This window comes from Pseudomonas sp. zfem005, assembly GCF_032621735.1.
GTDB classification, from domain to species: domain Bacteria; phylum Pseudomonadota; class Gammaproteobacteria; order Pseudomonadales; family Pseudomonadaceae; genus Metapseudomonas; species Metapseudomonas solani.
In genome coordinates, this window is the sequence record NZ_JAVYJE010000001.1 from 737,988 (window position 1) to 751,012 (window position 13,025).

General features: G+C 68.2%; 13 protein-coding genes. 8 read left to right on the top strand and 5 right to left on the bottom strand.

The features are described from left to right. The first annotated feature begins 23 nt into the window (after positions 1-23). Both choX and RTW82_RS03460 read left to right on the top strand, forming a co-directional pair. Positions 24-950, top strand: coding sequence for a choline ABC transporter substrate-binding protein (gene choX, locus RTW82_RS03455; protein WP_316924251.1), 927 nt, complete (start codon positions 24-26; stop codon positions 948-950). Positions 951-1,070: 120 nt separating this feature from the next. Continuing rightward, positions 1,071-2,630, top strand: a complete 1,560-nt coding sequence (locus RTW82_RS03460; RefSeq protein ID WP_316924252.1) for a SulP family inorganic anion transporter — start codon at positions 1,071-1,073, stop codon at positions 2,628-2,630. A gap of 15 nt (positions 2,631-2,645) precedes the next feature. Here RTW82_RS03460 and aroE read toward each other — a convergent pair whose 3' ends face one another. After that, positions 2,646-3,470, bottom strand: coding sequence for a shikimate dehydrogenase (gene aroE, locus RTW82_RS03465; protein ID WP_184488167.1), 825 nt, complete (start codon positions 3,468-3,470; stop codon positions 2,646-2,648). Continuing rightward, the gene (hemF, locus tag RTW82_RS03470; protein WP_316924253.1) at positions 3,470-4,390 is read right to left on the bottom strand and encodes an oxygen-dependent coproporphyrinogen oxidase; all 921 of its coding nucleotides are present in this window, start codon (positions 4,388-4,390) and stop codon (positions 3,470-3,472) included. Before hemF ends, aroE begins: the two co-directional genes overlap by 1 nt. A gap of 156 nt (positions 4,391-4,546) precedes the next feature. Between hemF and RTW82_RS03475 the strand changes: the two genes are divergently transcribed. Then, a complete protein-coding gene (locus tag RTW82_RS03475) occupies positions 4,547-5,524 on the top strand; it encodes a quinone oxidoreductase (RefSeq protein WP_316924254.1) in 978 nt (325 codons plus the stop codon). Here RTW82_RS03475 and RTW82_RS03480 read toward each other — a convergent pair whose 3' ends face one another. The 3 genes from RTW82_RS03480 to RTW82_RS03490 form a co-directional block, all read right to left on the bottom strand. Continuing rightward, positions 5,525-6,082: an L-threonylcarbamoyladenylate synthase gene (locus RTW82_RS03480; RefSeq protein WP_316924255.1), complete on the bottom strand. Its 558-nt coding sequence runs from the start codon at positions 6,080-6,082 to the stop codon at positions 5,525-5,527. 39 nt (positions 6,083-6,121) lie between these two features. Then, positions 6,122-7,207, bottom strand: a complete 1,086-nt coding sequence (dprA, locus tag RTW82_RS03485; protein ID WP_316924256.1) for a DNA-processing protein DprA — start codon at positions 7,205-7,207, stop codon at positions 6,122-6,124. 84 nt (positions 7,208-7,291) lie between these two features. Next, a complete protein-coding gene (locus tag RTW82_RS03490) occupies positions 7,292-8,317 on the bottom strand; it encodes a LysM peptidoglycan-binding domain-containing protein (RefSeq protein WP_265170160.1) in 1,026 nt (341 codons plus the stop codon). Positions 8,318-8,458: 141 nt separating this feature from the next. On the opposite strand from RTW82_RS03490, the gene def reads away from it, so the two are divergent. From def to RTW82_RS03515, 5 genes are all read left to right on the top strand, one after another. Next, the gene (gene def, locus RTW82_RS03495; protein WP_043241851.1) at positions 8,459-8,965 is read left to right on the top strand and encodes a peptide deformylase; all 507 of its coding nucleotides are present in this window, start codon (positions 8,459-8,461) and stop codon (positions 8,963-8,965) included. Between the two features lie 67 nt (positions 8,966-9,032). Then, positions 9,033-9,977, top strand: coding sequence for a methionyl-tRNA formyltransferase (gene fmt / locus RTW82_RS03500; protein WP_265170159.1), 945 nt, complete (start codon positions 9,033-9,035; stop codon positions 9,975-9,977). Beyond that, positions 9,974-11,287, top strand: a complete 1,314-nt coding sequence (rsmB, locus tag RTW82_RS03505; RefSeq protein ID WP_316924257.1) for a 16S rRNA (cytosine(967)-C(5))-methyltransferase RsmB — start codon at positions 9,974-9,976, stop codon at positions 11,285-11,287. Before fmt ends, rsmB begins: the two co-directional genes overlap by 4 nt. An 11-nt stretch (positions 11,288-11,298) precedes the next feature. Beyond that, positions 11,299-12,672 (top strand): Trk system potassium transporter TrkA, encoded by a 1,374-nt coding sequence (gene trkA / locus RTW82_RS03510; RefSeq protein WP_021219935.1) that lies wholly within the window; start codon positions 11,299-11,301, stop codon positions 12,670-12,672. Positions 12,673-12,700: 28 nt separating this feature from the next. Then, the gene (locus RTW82_RS03515; RefSeq protein ID WP_316924258.1) at positions 12,701-13,021 is read left to right on the top strand and encodes a tetratricopeptide repeat protein; all 321 of its coding nucleotides are present in this window, start codon (positions 12,701-12,703) and stop codon (positions 13,019-13,021) included. Positions 13,022-13,025 lie beyond the last annotated feature (4 nt).

Consider the following 13,025-nt stretch of genomic DNA (forward strand, 5'->3'; position numbering starts at 1 on the left):
ACCTTCACTCACAAGGAAAAGGCATGAAGACCATCACCACCCTGTTCGCCGCCGCGCTGCTTTCCAGCGCCCTGATCACCACCGCCCAGGCCGAGGACGCCCGTTGCGCCACCGTGAAGCTGGGCGACCCGGGCTGGAGCGACATCGCCGTCACCAACGGCGTCGCCCGCTTGCTGCTGGACGGCCTGGGCTACAAGGCCGAAACCCAGACCCTGGCGGTGCCGATCATCTTCGCCGGCCTGCAGAAGGGCCAGGTGGACGTCTTCCTCGGCAACTGGATGCCAGCCCAACAGAGCAACTACGACAAGTTCGTCGCCGCCGGCGAGGTGGACAAGGTGGCGCAGAACCTCGGCGGCACCGAGTACACCCTGGCCGTGCCGAGCTACGCCTATGACGCGGGGGTGAAGACCTTCGCCGACCTGGACAAGCACGCCGACAGGTTCAAGCACACCCTCTACGGCATCGCCGCCGGCTCGCCGGCCAACATCTCCATCCAGGACATGATCAAGGGCGATGAATTCGGCCTGGGCGACTGGAAGCTGGTGGAGTCCAGCGAGCAGGCGATGCTGGTGCAGGTGGGCCGCGCGGTGAAGCGCAAGGAGTTCGTGGTGTTCCTCGGCTGGACCCCGCACCCGATGAACGTGCAGTACGACATGAAGTACCTCAAGGGCGGCGAGAAGTACTTCGGCGCGAGCGGCACGGTGAACACCCTGGCGCGCAAGGGCTACGCCCAGCAGTGCCCCAACGTCGGCAAGCTGCTGGCCAACCTGGCGTTCACCCAGGAGATGGAGAACGCGGTGATGAACGAGGTGCTGAGCAAGAACGCCAGCAACGACGAGGCGGTGAAGGCCTGGCTCAAGGCCAACCCGCAGGTGGTCGAGGGCTGGCTGCAGGGCGTGACCACCCGCGAGGGGGGCGATGGGCTGGCGGCGGTGAAGGCGAAGCTGTGATTCGCGGGGGCCGTGAAGCGGCCCCCTTTCGCCCGAGGTGGCGTATGGTCGCTGCCCATCGCGATTGAAAGTTCGCGCCACGTCTCCCACGTCTGCCGATGAGGCCCTGCCCGTCCCACAATGAAGCCTTCCACCCTCTTCCCCTTCCTCGACTGGCTGCCCCGGACCACCGGGCGCAGCCTCGGGCGTGACGCGCTGGTGGGCCTGACCGGCGCCATCCTCGCCCTGCCGCAATCCATCGCCTATGCGCTGATCGCCGGCCTGCCGGCCGAATACGGCCTCTACGCCGCCGTGGTGCCGGTGATCATCGCCTGCCTCTGGGGCTCGTCCTGGCACCTGATCGGCGGGCCGACGGCGGCCATCTCCGTGGTGCTGTTCGCCAGCGTCAGCCCCCTGGCTTTGCCGGGCAGCGGCGACTACATCGCCCTGGTGCTGCTGCTGACCTTCCTCGCCGGGCTGTTCCAGTGGCTGCTCGGCGTACTGCGCTTCGGCGCCCTGGCCAACTTCGTCTCGCAGTCGGTGGTGATCGGCTTCACCTGTGGCGCGGCGCTGGTCATCGCCCTGGGGCAGATTCCCAACCTGCTCGGCCTGCCCAGCCTGGAAGGCCGCGCGACGGCATTGCAGGGCGCGCTGGAACTGGCCGGGCACGTGCGCGAAGTGCATGTGCCGTCGGTGCTGGTGGCGCTGGCCACCCTGGTGGTGACGTTGCTGCTGCGGCGCTTCGCCCCGCGCCTGCCGGCCCTGTTGCTGGGCCTGGTGGCCGGCAGCCTGCTGGTAATGGCGTTACCCGCCAGCATGGCCGGCGTGCCCTTGGTGCCGCCCTTCGAGGGCAGCCTGCCGCCGTTCACGGCCTTGCGCTTCGACCTCGACGACATCCTCCGCCTGCTGCCTTCGGCGGTGGCCTGCGGGCTGCTCGGCCTGGTCATGAGCCTGTCCATCGCCCGCGCCCTGGCCACCCAGTCGCAGCAGGTGCTGGACGCCAACCGCGAGACCCGCGGCCAGGGCCTGTCCAACCTGGTCGGGGCCTGGTTCTCCGGCTACCTCTCCAGCGGCTCCTTCACCCGCTCGGCGCTGAACCTGCAGGCCGGCGCCCGCTCGCCCCTGGCAGGGGTGTGCTCGGCGCTGTGGGTGGCGCTGTTCGCCCTGGTGGGCGCGCGGCTGATCGCGCATATCCCGTTGCCGGCAATGGCGGCGAGCATCCTGCTGATCTGCTGGAACCTGATCGACCTGCCGGGCATGCGCCAGCTGTGGCGGGTGAGTCGGGCGGAGTTCGTGGTGATGGCGCTGACGGCCTTGGCCACCCTGGTGCTGGAACTGCAGACGGCGATCTACGCGGGGGTGCTGGCGTCGCTGTTCTTCTACCTCAAACGCACCTCGCAGCCGCGCGTGCTGCATTCCGGCGACGCCGAGGAGGAGGTGCTGCGCATCGAGGGCTCGATCTTCTTTGGTGCCTGCCCCTATGTGCAGCGGCTGATCCAGCGCAGCCGGGGCAAGCGCCTGGTGCTGGACGGGCACCACATCAACTTCATCGATTTCGCCGGGGTGAGCCTGCTGCACAACGAGGCCCGTCGCCTGCACGGGCAGGGCCGCACCCTGGTGCTGCGCCGCGCCCGGCCCCATGTGGAGCGCGAGCTGCGCAAGCTGGAAGACGAGCACAGCCGGCTGGTGATCGAGCCGTAGCCCGGGGCGACCGAATCAGCCCTGGGCGAGCAGCCGACGCAGTTCGGCGAGGACCGGCGCCGTTTCCGGGCGCACGCCGCGCCAGAGCAGGAAGGCTTCGGCCGCCTGCTCCACCAGCATGCCCAGGCCGTCGAGGGTACGCGCGGCGCCCTGCTCCTGGGCCCAGCGGTTGAAGGCAGTGATCTGCGCGCCGTACATCATGTCGTAGCAGACCGTGTGGCCGGCCTCGATCAGGCTCGGCGAGATGGGCGGCAGCTCGCCGGCGAGGCTAGCGGAGGTGCCGTTGACGATCAGGTCCACCGGCTCTTCCAGCCAATCGAAACCACTGGCCAGCACCGGGCCCAGGTCGGCGAACTCATGGGCCAGCTGCTCGGCCTTCTCCACCGTGCGGTTGGCGATCACCACCGCAGCCGGGCGCTGGGCCAGCAGGGGTTCGAGCACACCGCGCACGGCACCACCGGCACCGAGCAGGAGGATGCGCGTGCCGGCGAGTTCGAGCCCGGCGTTGCGCATCAGGTCGCCCACCAGGCCGGCGCCGTCGGTGTTGTCGCCCAGCAGGCTGCCGTCATCCAGGCGCTTGAGGGTGTTCACCGCACCGGCGCGGCGGGCGCGCTCGCTGAGGCTATCGGCCATCTGGAAGGCCTGTTCCTTGAAGGGCACGGTGACGTTGCCACCCAGGCCCTGCGCAAAGAAGGCGCGGGCGAAGCCGGTGAAGTCGTCCAGGGGCGCCAGCAACGCCTCGTACTCCAGGGCCTGGCCGGTCTGCGCGGCGAACAGGCGGTGGATCAGTGGCGACTTGCTGTGGCCGATGGGGTTGCCGAAGACAGCGTAGCGGTCCATCAGAGCCCTGCCTCCTCAAGCCAATTTCGGTCCTGAAGGAAGTACTCCGTCAGGCGCGCTTCTTCGCTGCCCGGCTCCGGCTTCCAGTCGTAGCCCCAGCGCACCTGGGGCGGCAGGGACATGAGGATGGATTCGGTACGCCCACCGGATTGCAGGCCGAACAGGGTGCCGCGGTCGAACACCAGGTTGAACTCCACGTAGCGACCACGGCGGAAGGCCTGAAACTCGCGCTGCTGCTCGGTGAAGGGGGTGTTGCGACGCTTGCGCACGATGGGCAGGTAGGCCTGGATATAGGCATCACCGATGGCACGCATGAAGGCGAAGCTGGTGTCGAAGTCCCACTGGTTCAGGTCGTCGAAGAACAGGCCGCCGATGCCACGCGGTTCGTTGCGGTGCTTGAGGTGGAAGTAGCGGTCGCACCATTCCTTGTAGCGCGGGTAGACGTCCGCGCCGAAGGGTGTGCAGGCGTCACGGGCCACCTGGTGCCAGAGCACGCAGTCTTCCTCATGGGCGTAGTAGGGGGTCAGGTCGAAGCCGCCACCGAACCACCAGACCGGCTCTTCACCTTCCTTCTCGGCGATGAAGAAGCGCACGTTGGCGTGGGAGGTGGGGATGTGCGGGTTCTCCGGGTGGATCACCAGGGACACGCCCAGGGCCTGGAAGCCACGGCCGGCCAGTTCCGGGCGATGGGCGCTGGCCGACGGCGGCAGGCTGCTGCCGAACACATGGGAGAAGTTGACCCCGCCCTTTTCGATCAGCTTGCCGTTCTCCAGCACGCGGGTGCGACCGCCGCCGCCGGCCGGGCGCTCCCAGGCTTCTTCGAAGAAGCCGGCGCCGCCGTCCTCGGCTGCCAGTTCGGCACAGATACGGTCTTGCAGATCGAGCAGGTAGGCCTTCACGGCCTCAATGTGTTTACTCACGTCGAATACACCTTGGATCGGCTTGCGCGCGCCGCAGGACGGGGCTTGCAGGGAAAAAAGAGGGCGCAAGCATACCACCGCGAGCGGCTCGCGGTGGCTTGACGCCGATCAAGCGGAAGGCTTGGATTGAGGCTTTTCCCGGAAGGAGAGTCGACCATGGCCAGGCGCGTGCAGTTTTCCCAGTACGGCGGTCCCGAGGTGCTCGAACTGGTGGAGGCGCCAGTCGCCGAACCCGGCCCTGGCCAGGTGCGGGTACGCAACCACGCCATCGGCCTCAACTTCATCGAGACCTATTTCCGCAGCGGGCTCTACCCGGCGGCGTCGCTGCCCTCCGGGCTGGGCAACGAGGGCGCGGGCGAGGTGGATGCCGTGGGCGCGGGCGTGGAGCACCTGAAGGTGGGCGACCGGGTCGGCTACGGCACCGGCCCCCTGGGCGCCTACGGCGAGTACCACGTGCTGCCGGCGGCCAACCTGGTGAAGCTGCCGGACGCCATCGGCTACGAGCAGGCCGCCGCGGTGATGCTCAAGGGCCTGACGGTGCAGTACCTGCTGCGCCAGACCCACGCGCTGAAGGCCGGCGAGACGGTGCTGTTCCATGCCGCCGCCGGGGGTGTCGGCTCCATCGCCTGCCAGTGGGCCAAGGCCATCGGCGCGCGCCTGATCGGGGTCGCCGGTTCGGCGGAAAAGGCCGAGCGAGCCAAGGCCCTGGGTGCCTGGGCCTGCATCGACAGCAGCCGCGAGAACGTGGTGCAACGGGTGCTGGAGCTGACCGAGGGGCGCAAATGCCCGGTGGTCTACGACTCGGTGGGCAAGGACACCTGGGAAACCTCGCTGGACTGCGTGGCCCCGCGCGGCCTGCTGGTGAGCTTCGGCAACGCCTCGGGCGCGGTGAGCGGGGTCAACCTCGGGGTGCTGGCGCAGAAGGGTTCGATCTACGTGACCCGGCCCACCCTGGGCAGCTACGCCGACACGCCGGCGCACCTGCAGGCCATGGCCGACGAGCTGTTCGGGATGATCGCCAGCGGCGCGCTGAAGGTGGAGATCGGCCAGCGCTATGCCCTGGCCGACATCGCCCGCGCCCATGCCGACCTGGCGGGCCGGCGCACCAGCGGTTCGAGCGTGCTGCTGCCCTGATCAGGACGCGCGCACGACCTGCCCGGTAACCAGGTCGCGGATGGTGCTGGGGTTGCGGCGCCCGCCCAGGGCGCCCACCAGCACGGCATCCAGCTCGCCGGGGAAGTACTGCTGCACACGCAGGCGCGACACGGCGGAAGGCCGTCCAGCGGGGTTGGCGGAAGTGGACACCAGCGGCCCGACCTGGGCGCACAGGGCGCGCACCACCGGGTGGTCGCTGACGCGCAGGGCGACGCTGTCGTGCTTGCCGGTGATCCACTCGGGCAGCAGGTTCTGGTGCGGCACCAGCCAGGTGTTGGGGCCCGGCCAGGAAGCAGCCAGCGTGTCCTTCCATTCATCGGGCAGGTCGTCGAGGAGGAAGTCGAACTGCTCGATCGCATCGGCCACCAGGATCAGCCCCTTCTCCACCGGCCGCGCCTTGAGCGCCAGCAGGCGGTAGACGGCGTCCTCGTTCCAGGGGTCGCAACCGAGCCCCCAGACGGCTTCCGTGGGGTAGGCGATCACACCGCCATTGCGCACCATCCGCGCCACTTGCTGAACCCGCCAGTTGCTGACCATTGCCCACTCCCGAAAAACGATGGCGCGAGTGTACAGGCCTCAACCACGACGGTGCACCCAGAGCCCCGCCTCACGGGCGATGCAGCCGTCGAGTTCGAGGTCGGTGAGCGCGGCCAGCACCCGGGGCAGCTCCCAGCCACTGGCGCTGGCCAGGGCTTCGCTGCTGTAGGGCGAGGCGCGCAGCAGGTCGAGCAGTGGGTGATCCAGCAGCGCAGCACGGGGTTCCGGCGCGACCACCTGCCAGCCACGCAGGGCTTCGAGCACATGCCCGACCGTCTCCACCAGCACGGCGCCGTCGCGGATCAACTGGTGGCAACCGCGCGCACCGGGATGGTGGATGGAGCCGGGGATGGCGTAGACCTCACGGCCCTGCTCGACAGCCAGGCGCGCGGTGATCAGCGAGCCGCTGGACGGGCTCGCCTCCACCACCAGCACGCCCAGCGAGAGCCCGCTGATGATGCGGTTGCGCCGGGGGAAGTTGCTGGCCTGGGGCGCGCAGTCCAGCGGCAGTTCGGAAACCAGCGCCCCGCCGCTTTCGACTATCGCCGTCGCGAGCGCCTGGTGCCGGCTCGGGTAGATGCGCTCCAGCCCGGTGCCGAGCACGGCGACCGTGTGCCCACCGGCATCCAGCGCGCCCCGGTGGGCGGCACCGTCGATGCCCAGGGCCAGGCCGCTGGTGATGCAGAAGCCCCCGGCGGCCAGGCTGCGGGCGAAGGCGTGGGCGGTATCCAGCCCGGCACGGGAGGCACGGCGGCTGCCGACCATGGCCAGCTGCGGGCGTTCGAGCAGGGCAGGGTCACCGCGCACGAACAGCAGCGGCGGGGCATCGTTGAGCTGGGCGAGCAGGGCGGGGTAGTGGGGGTCGTCCCACATCAGCAGGTGGTTGCCTTCCTGTTCCAGCCAGGCCAGTGACCAGGCGGCGCAGTTGCGCACCTCTTCACTGCGGCGGGGGCCGGCGCAGGCCTCGGGCAGGCGCAGCGAGCGCCAGGCAGCGGCCGGGGCACTGAGGGCAGCGGAGGCACTGCCGAAGGCGTCGATCAGGATGCGGAAACGCTGGGGGCCGAGTTCGGGAAGACTGTGAAGACGCAGGCGGGCTTCGATTTCAGCGGGAGAGGCGGGCGGCACGGGGATCGTCCTTGACCATCGCCGCGCAGGGCGGCTGGCCACCCTGTATACAACAAGCCCCCGTAGGACGGGGGCTTGGTTTGCTTAGGGATTGTGCACCTTGTCCATCACCGCCAGCTGTCGGCTGGCCGCCAGGATCAGGCCGTAGCTGAGCTTGTCATAGGTGCGGAACACCATCAGCAGGCCGGCACGCTCGTCGGGGATCTTCACCGATTCACCGGTGACGCGGTCACGCACGATCTCGCCGGTCTTGTAGACCGCCAGTACGTTGCCTTCCACCAGGCCGTCGCGCTTGCCCTTGTTGATGGTCACCACATCGAACTGGCCGATCTGGTTCACGCCACGGGGCACGTCGAGGATCACACCCTTGATGTCGGTGCTCGGAGCACTGGGCATGAAGGTGGAGTTCACCGAGCGCTGTTCGGTCGGGAACAGGCGATCGCCCAGGCGGACTTCCTGGGTCGAACGGGTGAGGGTCATGGTCGCCACGTCGCCTTCCTGGGCCACCAGGTCACCGCCACCGATGTCGTCGGCGTTGATGCCGAGGAATTCCTTGGTCTCGGGATCGATGTAGGTCTTGCCCTGACGGAAGATGCCGTAGGTGGGGTTCTGCTCGTCGAAGCTGCCGCGTGCATAGACGCGATCACCGGCGCCGCTGACCACGCGCTCGGCGTTGCCGGCAACGATGTAGGGCGCGCCGTTGAACTGGTCGGGCGTGTCGACGATGCGGTTGCTCAGCAGGAAACTGTTGATGGCTTCCAGCGGGATGGTCGGAATGGCTTCGGCCATCGGCGTGCTGCGCACCTGGGGCGACAGCTTGATGGTGCCGCGGGATGCGCCGCGATCCAGCATCAGGCGAGGCTGGCCATCGACATAGACGAGGCTCAGGCTGTCGCCCGGGTAGATCAGGTGCGGGTTCTCGATCTGCGGGTTGGCGTGCCAGATTTCCGGCCACTTCCAGGGTTCGCGCAGGAACTTGCCCGAGATATCCCAGAGGGTATCCCCACGCACTACCGTGTAGTGCTCCGGGTGGCCTTCCTTGAGTTCCACCGCAGCCTGTGCCAGCCCACTGGCAGCAAGGAGCAGCAGGGCGAGTAGTGATTTCCTCATGCGGTGAATCCCTTTATTATGTGCGTTCACGCGAAACGGCCTGAAAGCCGCCCCAACCGGGCTTTGCAGGCGTTTTTCAATGCTGCTCATCATCTTAGCAGCGGATTTTGACTTTATTCTACAAGTGCATCACAAACGCATATGGCGATCCTGAACATCCTCGAATTTCCCGATCCACGCCTGCGTACCATCGCCAAACCGGTGGACGTGGTGGACGACGCTGTGCGCCAGTTGATCGACGACATGTTCGAAACCATGTACGACGCACCGGGTATCGGCCTCGCCGCGACCCAGGTCAACGTGCACAAGCGCGTGGTGGTGATGGACCTGTCCGAAGACAAGTCCGAGCCCATGGTCTTCATCAACCCCGAGTTCGAATCCCTGACCGACGAGATGGACCAGTACCAGGAAGGCTGCCTGTCGGTCCCGGGCTTCTACGAGAACGTCGACCGTCCGCAGAAGGTGCGCATCAAGGCCCTGGACCGCGACGGCAAGCCCTATGAGCTGATCGCCGAAGGGCTGCTCGCGGTGTGCATCCAGCACGAGTGCGACCACCTCAACGGCAAGCTGTTCGTCGATTACCTGTCGACGCTCAAGCGTGACCGGATCAAGAAGAAGCTGGAAAAGCAGCACCGCCAGCAGGCTTGATCGCCGAACCCCAAAGGCTTGCTCCGGCAAGCCTTTTTCTTTTTCAGAGTGACCAAGTGAGCCCCGCATGACCCAAGCACTGCGCCTCGTCTTCGCCGGCACCCCGGAGTTCGCCGCCGAGCACCTCAAGGCCCTGCTCGACACGCCGCACAGTATCGTCGCCGTCTACACCCAGCCGGATCGCCCGGCAGGCCGTGGCCAGAAGCTGATGCCGAGCCCGGTCAAGCAACTCGCCCTGCAGCACGGCATCCCCGTGATGCAGCCGCCGACCCTGCGTGACGCCGATGCCCAGGCCGAGCTCAAGGCCCTCGGTGCCGACCTGATGGTGGTGGTCGCCTACGGCCTGATCCTGCCCCAGGTGGTGCTCGACACCCCGCGCCTCGGCTGCATCAACAGCCATGCCTCGCTGCTGCCGCGCTGGCGTGGCGCCGCGCCGATCCAGCGTGCGGTGCAGGCCGGCGATGCCGAGAGCGGCGTCACCGTGATGCAGATGGAAGCGGGCCTGGACACCGGGCCGATGCTGCTCAAGGTCGTCACCCCGATCACCGCCGACGACACCGGCGGCAGCCTCCACGACCGCCTCGCCGCCCTCGGCCCGCAGGCCGTGGTGCAGGCCATCGGGCAACTCGCCGCCGGCACCCTGGTGGGCGAGGTGCAGGACGATGCCCTGGCCACCTATGCGCACAAGTTGAACAAGGACGAAGCCCGCATCGACTGGAGCCGCCCGGCCGATGAGCTGGAGCGCCTGGTGCGCGCCTTCAACCCCTGGCCGATCTGCCACAGCACCCTCGGCGGCGAGCCGCTGAAGGTACTGGCGGCCCAGCTCGGCGAAGGCCAGGGCCAGCCGGGGCAGATCCTCGCCGCCAGCAAGGACGGCCTGACCGTGGCCTGCGGCAGTGGTGCCCTGCGCTTGACCCGCCTGCAACTGCCCGGCGGCAAGCCACTGAGTTTCGCCGACCTGTTCAACAGCCGCCGCGAGCAGTTCGCCGCCGGCCTGGTACTCGGCGCATGAATCCGCGTCTCGCCGCCGCCCGCGCGCTGACCGCCGTCCTCTCCGGCAAGGCCTCGCTGGGCGGCAGCCTGCCCGCACAGCTGGAAAGGGTAGACCCGCGCGACCGTGGCCTTGCCCAGGACCTCGCCTTCGGCGCCGCCCGTTGGCAGCCCCGCCTCTCGGCCCTGGCCGAGCGCCTGCTGCAGAAGCCGTTCAAGAGCGCCGACAAGGATGTGGAGGCGTTGCTGCTGGTCGGCCTTTATCAACTGTTCTACAGCCGCATCCCCGCCCACGCCGCCATCGGTGAAACCGTGGGTGCCGCCGAGAAGTTGAAGAAGCCCTGGGCCAAGGGCCTGCTCAATGCCGTGCTGCGTAATGCCCAACGTGACGGCGAGGCGATCTTCGCCGAGCTGGAGCGCGACCCCATGGTGCGCACCGCCCACCCACGCTGGCTGCAGAAGGCGCTCAAGGCGGCCTGGCCCGAACACTGGGAAGCGATCTGCGCCGCCAACAACGCCCATCCGCCGCTGATCCTGCGGGTCAACCGCCGTCACGGCGAGCGCGACGCCTACCTCGCCGAACTGCGCCAGGCCGGCATCGAGGCCGAGCCCTGCGCGTTCAGCCGCGACGGCATCCGCCTGCTCGAAGCCCGTGACGTGAAGACCCTGCCCGGCTTCGCCGACGGCCGCGTCAGCGTGCAGGACGAAGCCGCGCAGCTGGCCGCCGACCTGCTCGAACTCGCCCCCGGCCAGCGCGTGCTCGACGCCTGCTGCGCCCCTGGCGGCAAGACCTGTCACCTGCTGGAGGCCGAGCCCGGCCTGGCCGACGTGGTGGCCGTGGACCTGGAAGAGAGCCGCCTGGTACGGGTGCGCGAAAACCTCCAGCGCCTCGGCCTGCACGCCACGCTGATCGCTGCCGATGGTCGCGATACCGCTGCCTGGTGGGACGGCAAGCCGTTCCAGCGCATCCTCCTGGACGCGCCCTGCTCGGCCACCGGCGTGATCCGCCGCCACCCAGACATCAAGCTGACCCGCCAGGCCGAGGACATCCCCGCCCTGGCGCAGCTGCAGGGCGAGCTGCTCGATGCCCTCTGGCCGACCCTGGAGGTCGGCGGCATCCTCGTCTACGCCACCTGCTCCACGCTGCCGATGGAGAACAGCGAGAACATCGCCGCCTTCCTCGCCCGCACCCCTGGCGCGCGCGAACTGGACATCGCCGGCACCTTCGGCCTCAAGCAGCCCCACGGGCGCCAGTTGCTGGCCCGGGAAGACGGCCACGACGGCTTCTACTATGCCAAGCTGATAAAAATCGCCGCCTCACCACGCGGCTAACGGAGCGATCAGTGAAGATCATCATCCTCGGTGCGGGACAGGTCGGCGGCACGCTCGCCGAACACCTCTCCGGCGAAGCCAACGACATCACGGTGGTGGACACCGACGGCGACCGCCTGCGCGACCTCGGCGACCGCCTCGACATCCGCACCGTACAGGGGCGGGGTTCCTTCCCCACCGTGCTGCGCCAGGCCGGCGCCGACGACGCCGACATGCTGGTGGCGGTAACCAACAGCGACGAGGTGAACATGGTGGCCTGCCAGGTCGCCTACACCCTGTTCCATACGCCGACCAAGATCGCCCGCGTGCGCGAGGCGGCCTACCTGACCCGCGCCGGGCTGTTCGACAACGAGGCCATCCCGGTCGACGTGCTGATCAGTCCCGAGCAGGTGGTCACCAACTACATCAAGCGCCTGATCGAATACCCCGGCGCACTGCAGGTGATCGACTTCGCCGAGGGCAAGGCCCAACTGGTGGGCGTCAAGGCCTACTACGGCGGCCCGCTGGTGGGGCAGGAGCTGCGCCAGTTGCGCCAGCACATGCCCAACGTCGACACCCGCGTTGCCGCGATCTTCCGCCGCAACCGGCCGATCACGCCCCAGGGCGATACGGTGATCGAGGCCGACGACGAGGTCTTCTTCATCGCCGCCAAGGCGCACATCCGCGCCGTGATGAGCGAGATGCGCCGCCTCGAGGACAGCTACAAGCGGGTGGTCATCGCCGGTGGCGGCCACATCGGCGAGCGCCTGGCGGAGGCCATCGAGAGCCGCTACCAGGTGAAGATCATCGAGATGAACCCGGCCCGCTGCCGCTACCTCTCCGACACCCTCGACAGCACCGTGGTGCTGCAGGGCAGCGCCTCCGACCGCGACCTGCTGGTGGAAGAGAACATCAACGATGCCGACATCTTCCTGGCGCTGACCAACGACGACGAGGCCAACATCATGTCCTCGCTGCTGGCCAAGCGCCTGGGCGCGCGCAAGGTGATGACCATCATCAACAACCCCGCCTACGTCGATCTGGTGCAGGGCGGCGATATCGACATCGCCATCAGCCCGCAGCTGGCCACCATCGGCACCCTGCTGACCCACGTGCGCCGCGGCGACATCGTCAGCGTGCACTCCCTGCGCCGGGGCGCGGCGGAAGCCATCGAGGCCATCGCCCACGGCGACGCCAAGTCGAGCAAGGTGGTGGGCCGCATGATCGAGGACATCGCCCTGCCGCCGGGCACCACCATCGGCGCCATCATCCGCAACGACGAGGTGCTGATCGCCCACGACGACACGGTGATCGAGTCCGGCGACCACGTGATCCTGTTCCTCGTCGACAAGAAGTACATCCGTGATGCCGAGCGCCTGTTCCAGGTCGGGCTGACGTTCTTCTAAAGGCGCACGAACAAGGGAAGGAGGGGAAATGCTCGAAGGACTGGAGAAGATGCTCGCCAAGGGCAACGACAATTCGCTGCTGCGCTTCGGCCTCGGCAAGGGCTACCTCGACCAGGGCGACGCTGCCCGGGCCGCCGAGCACCTGAAGGCCTGCGTGGCCTTCGACGCCAAGTACTCGGCGGCCTGGAAGCTGCTCGGCAAGGCCCTGCAACAGGCAGGGGACGACGAGGGGGCACGTCAGGCCTGGACCCAGGGACTGCAAGCGGCCGAGGCCCAGGGCGACAAGCAGGCGGAGAAGGAGATGACGGTGTTCCTCAAGCGTCTCGACCGCCAGGCAGCGCCCCGTTGAGCGC

Excerpts from the sequence above, each read along its gene's own strand:
- choX (WP_316924251.1), top strand. The coding sequence starts at position 24 with ATGAAGACCATCACCACCCTGTTCGCCGCCGCGCTGCTTTCCAGCGCC.
- RTW82_RS03460 (WP_316924252.1), top strand. The coding sequence starts at position 1,071 with ATGAAGCCTTCCACCCTCTTCCCCTTCCTCGACTGGCTGCCCCGGACC.
- aroE (WP_184488167.1), bottom strand. The coding sequence starts at position 3,470 with ATGGACCGCTACGCTGTCTTCGGCAACCCCATCGGCCACAGCAAGTCG.
- RTW82_RS03475 (WP_316924254.1), top strand. The coding sequence starts at position 4,547 with ATGGCCAGGCGCGTGCAGTTTTCCCAGTACGGCGGTCCCGAGGTGCTC.
- RTW82_RS03480 (WP_316924255.1), bottom strand. The coding sequence starts at position 6,082 with ATGGTCAGCAACTGGCGGGTTCAGCAAGTGGCGCGGATGGTGCGCAAT.
- RTW82_RS03490 (WP_265170160.1), bottom strand. The coding sequence starts at position 8,317 with ATGAGGAAATCACTACTCGCCCTGCTGCTCCTTGCTGCCAGTGGGCTG.
- def (WP_043241851.1), top strand. The coding sequence starts at position 8,459 with ATGGCGATCCTGAACATCCTCGAATTTCCCGATCCACGCCTGCGTACC.
- fmt (WP_265170159.1), top strand. The coding sequence starts at position 9,033 with ATGACCCAAGCACTGCGCCTCGTCTTCGCCGGCACCCCGGAGTTCGCC.
- rsmB (WP_316924257.1), top strand. The coding sequence starts at position 9,974 with ATGAATCCGCGTCTCGCCGCCGCCCGCGCGCTGACCGCCGTCCTCTCC.
- RTW82_RS03515 (WP_316924258.1), top strand. The coding sequence starts at position 12,701 with ATGCTCGAAGGACTGGAGAAGATGCTCGCCAAGGGCAACGACAATTCG.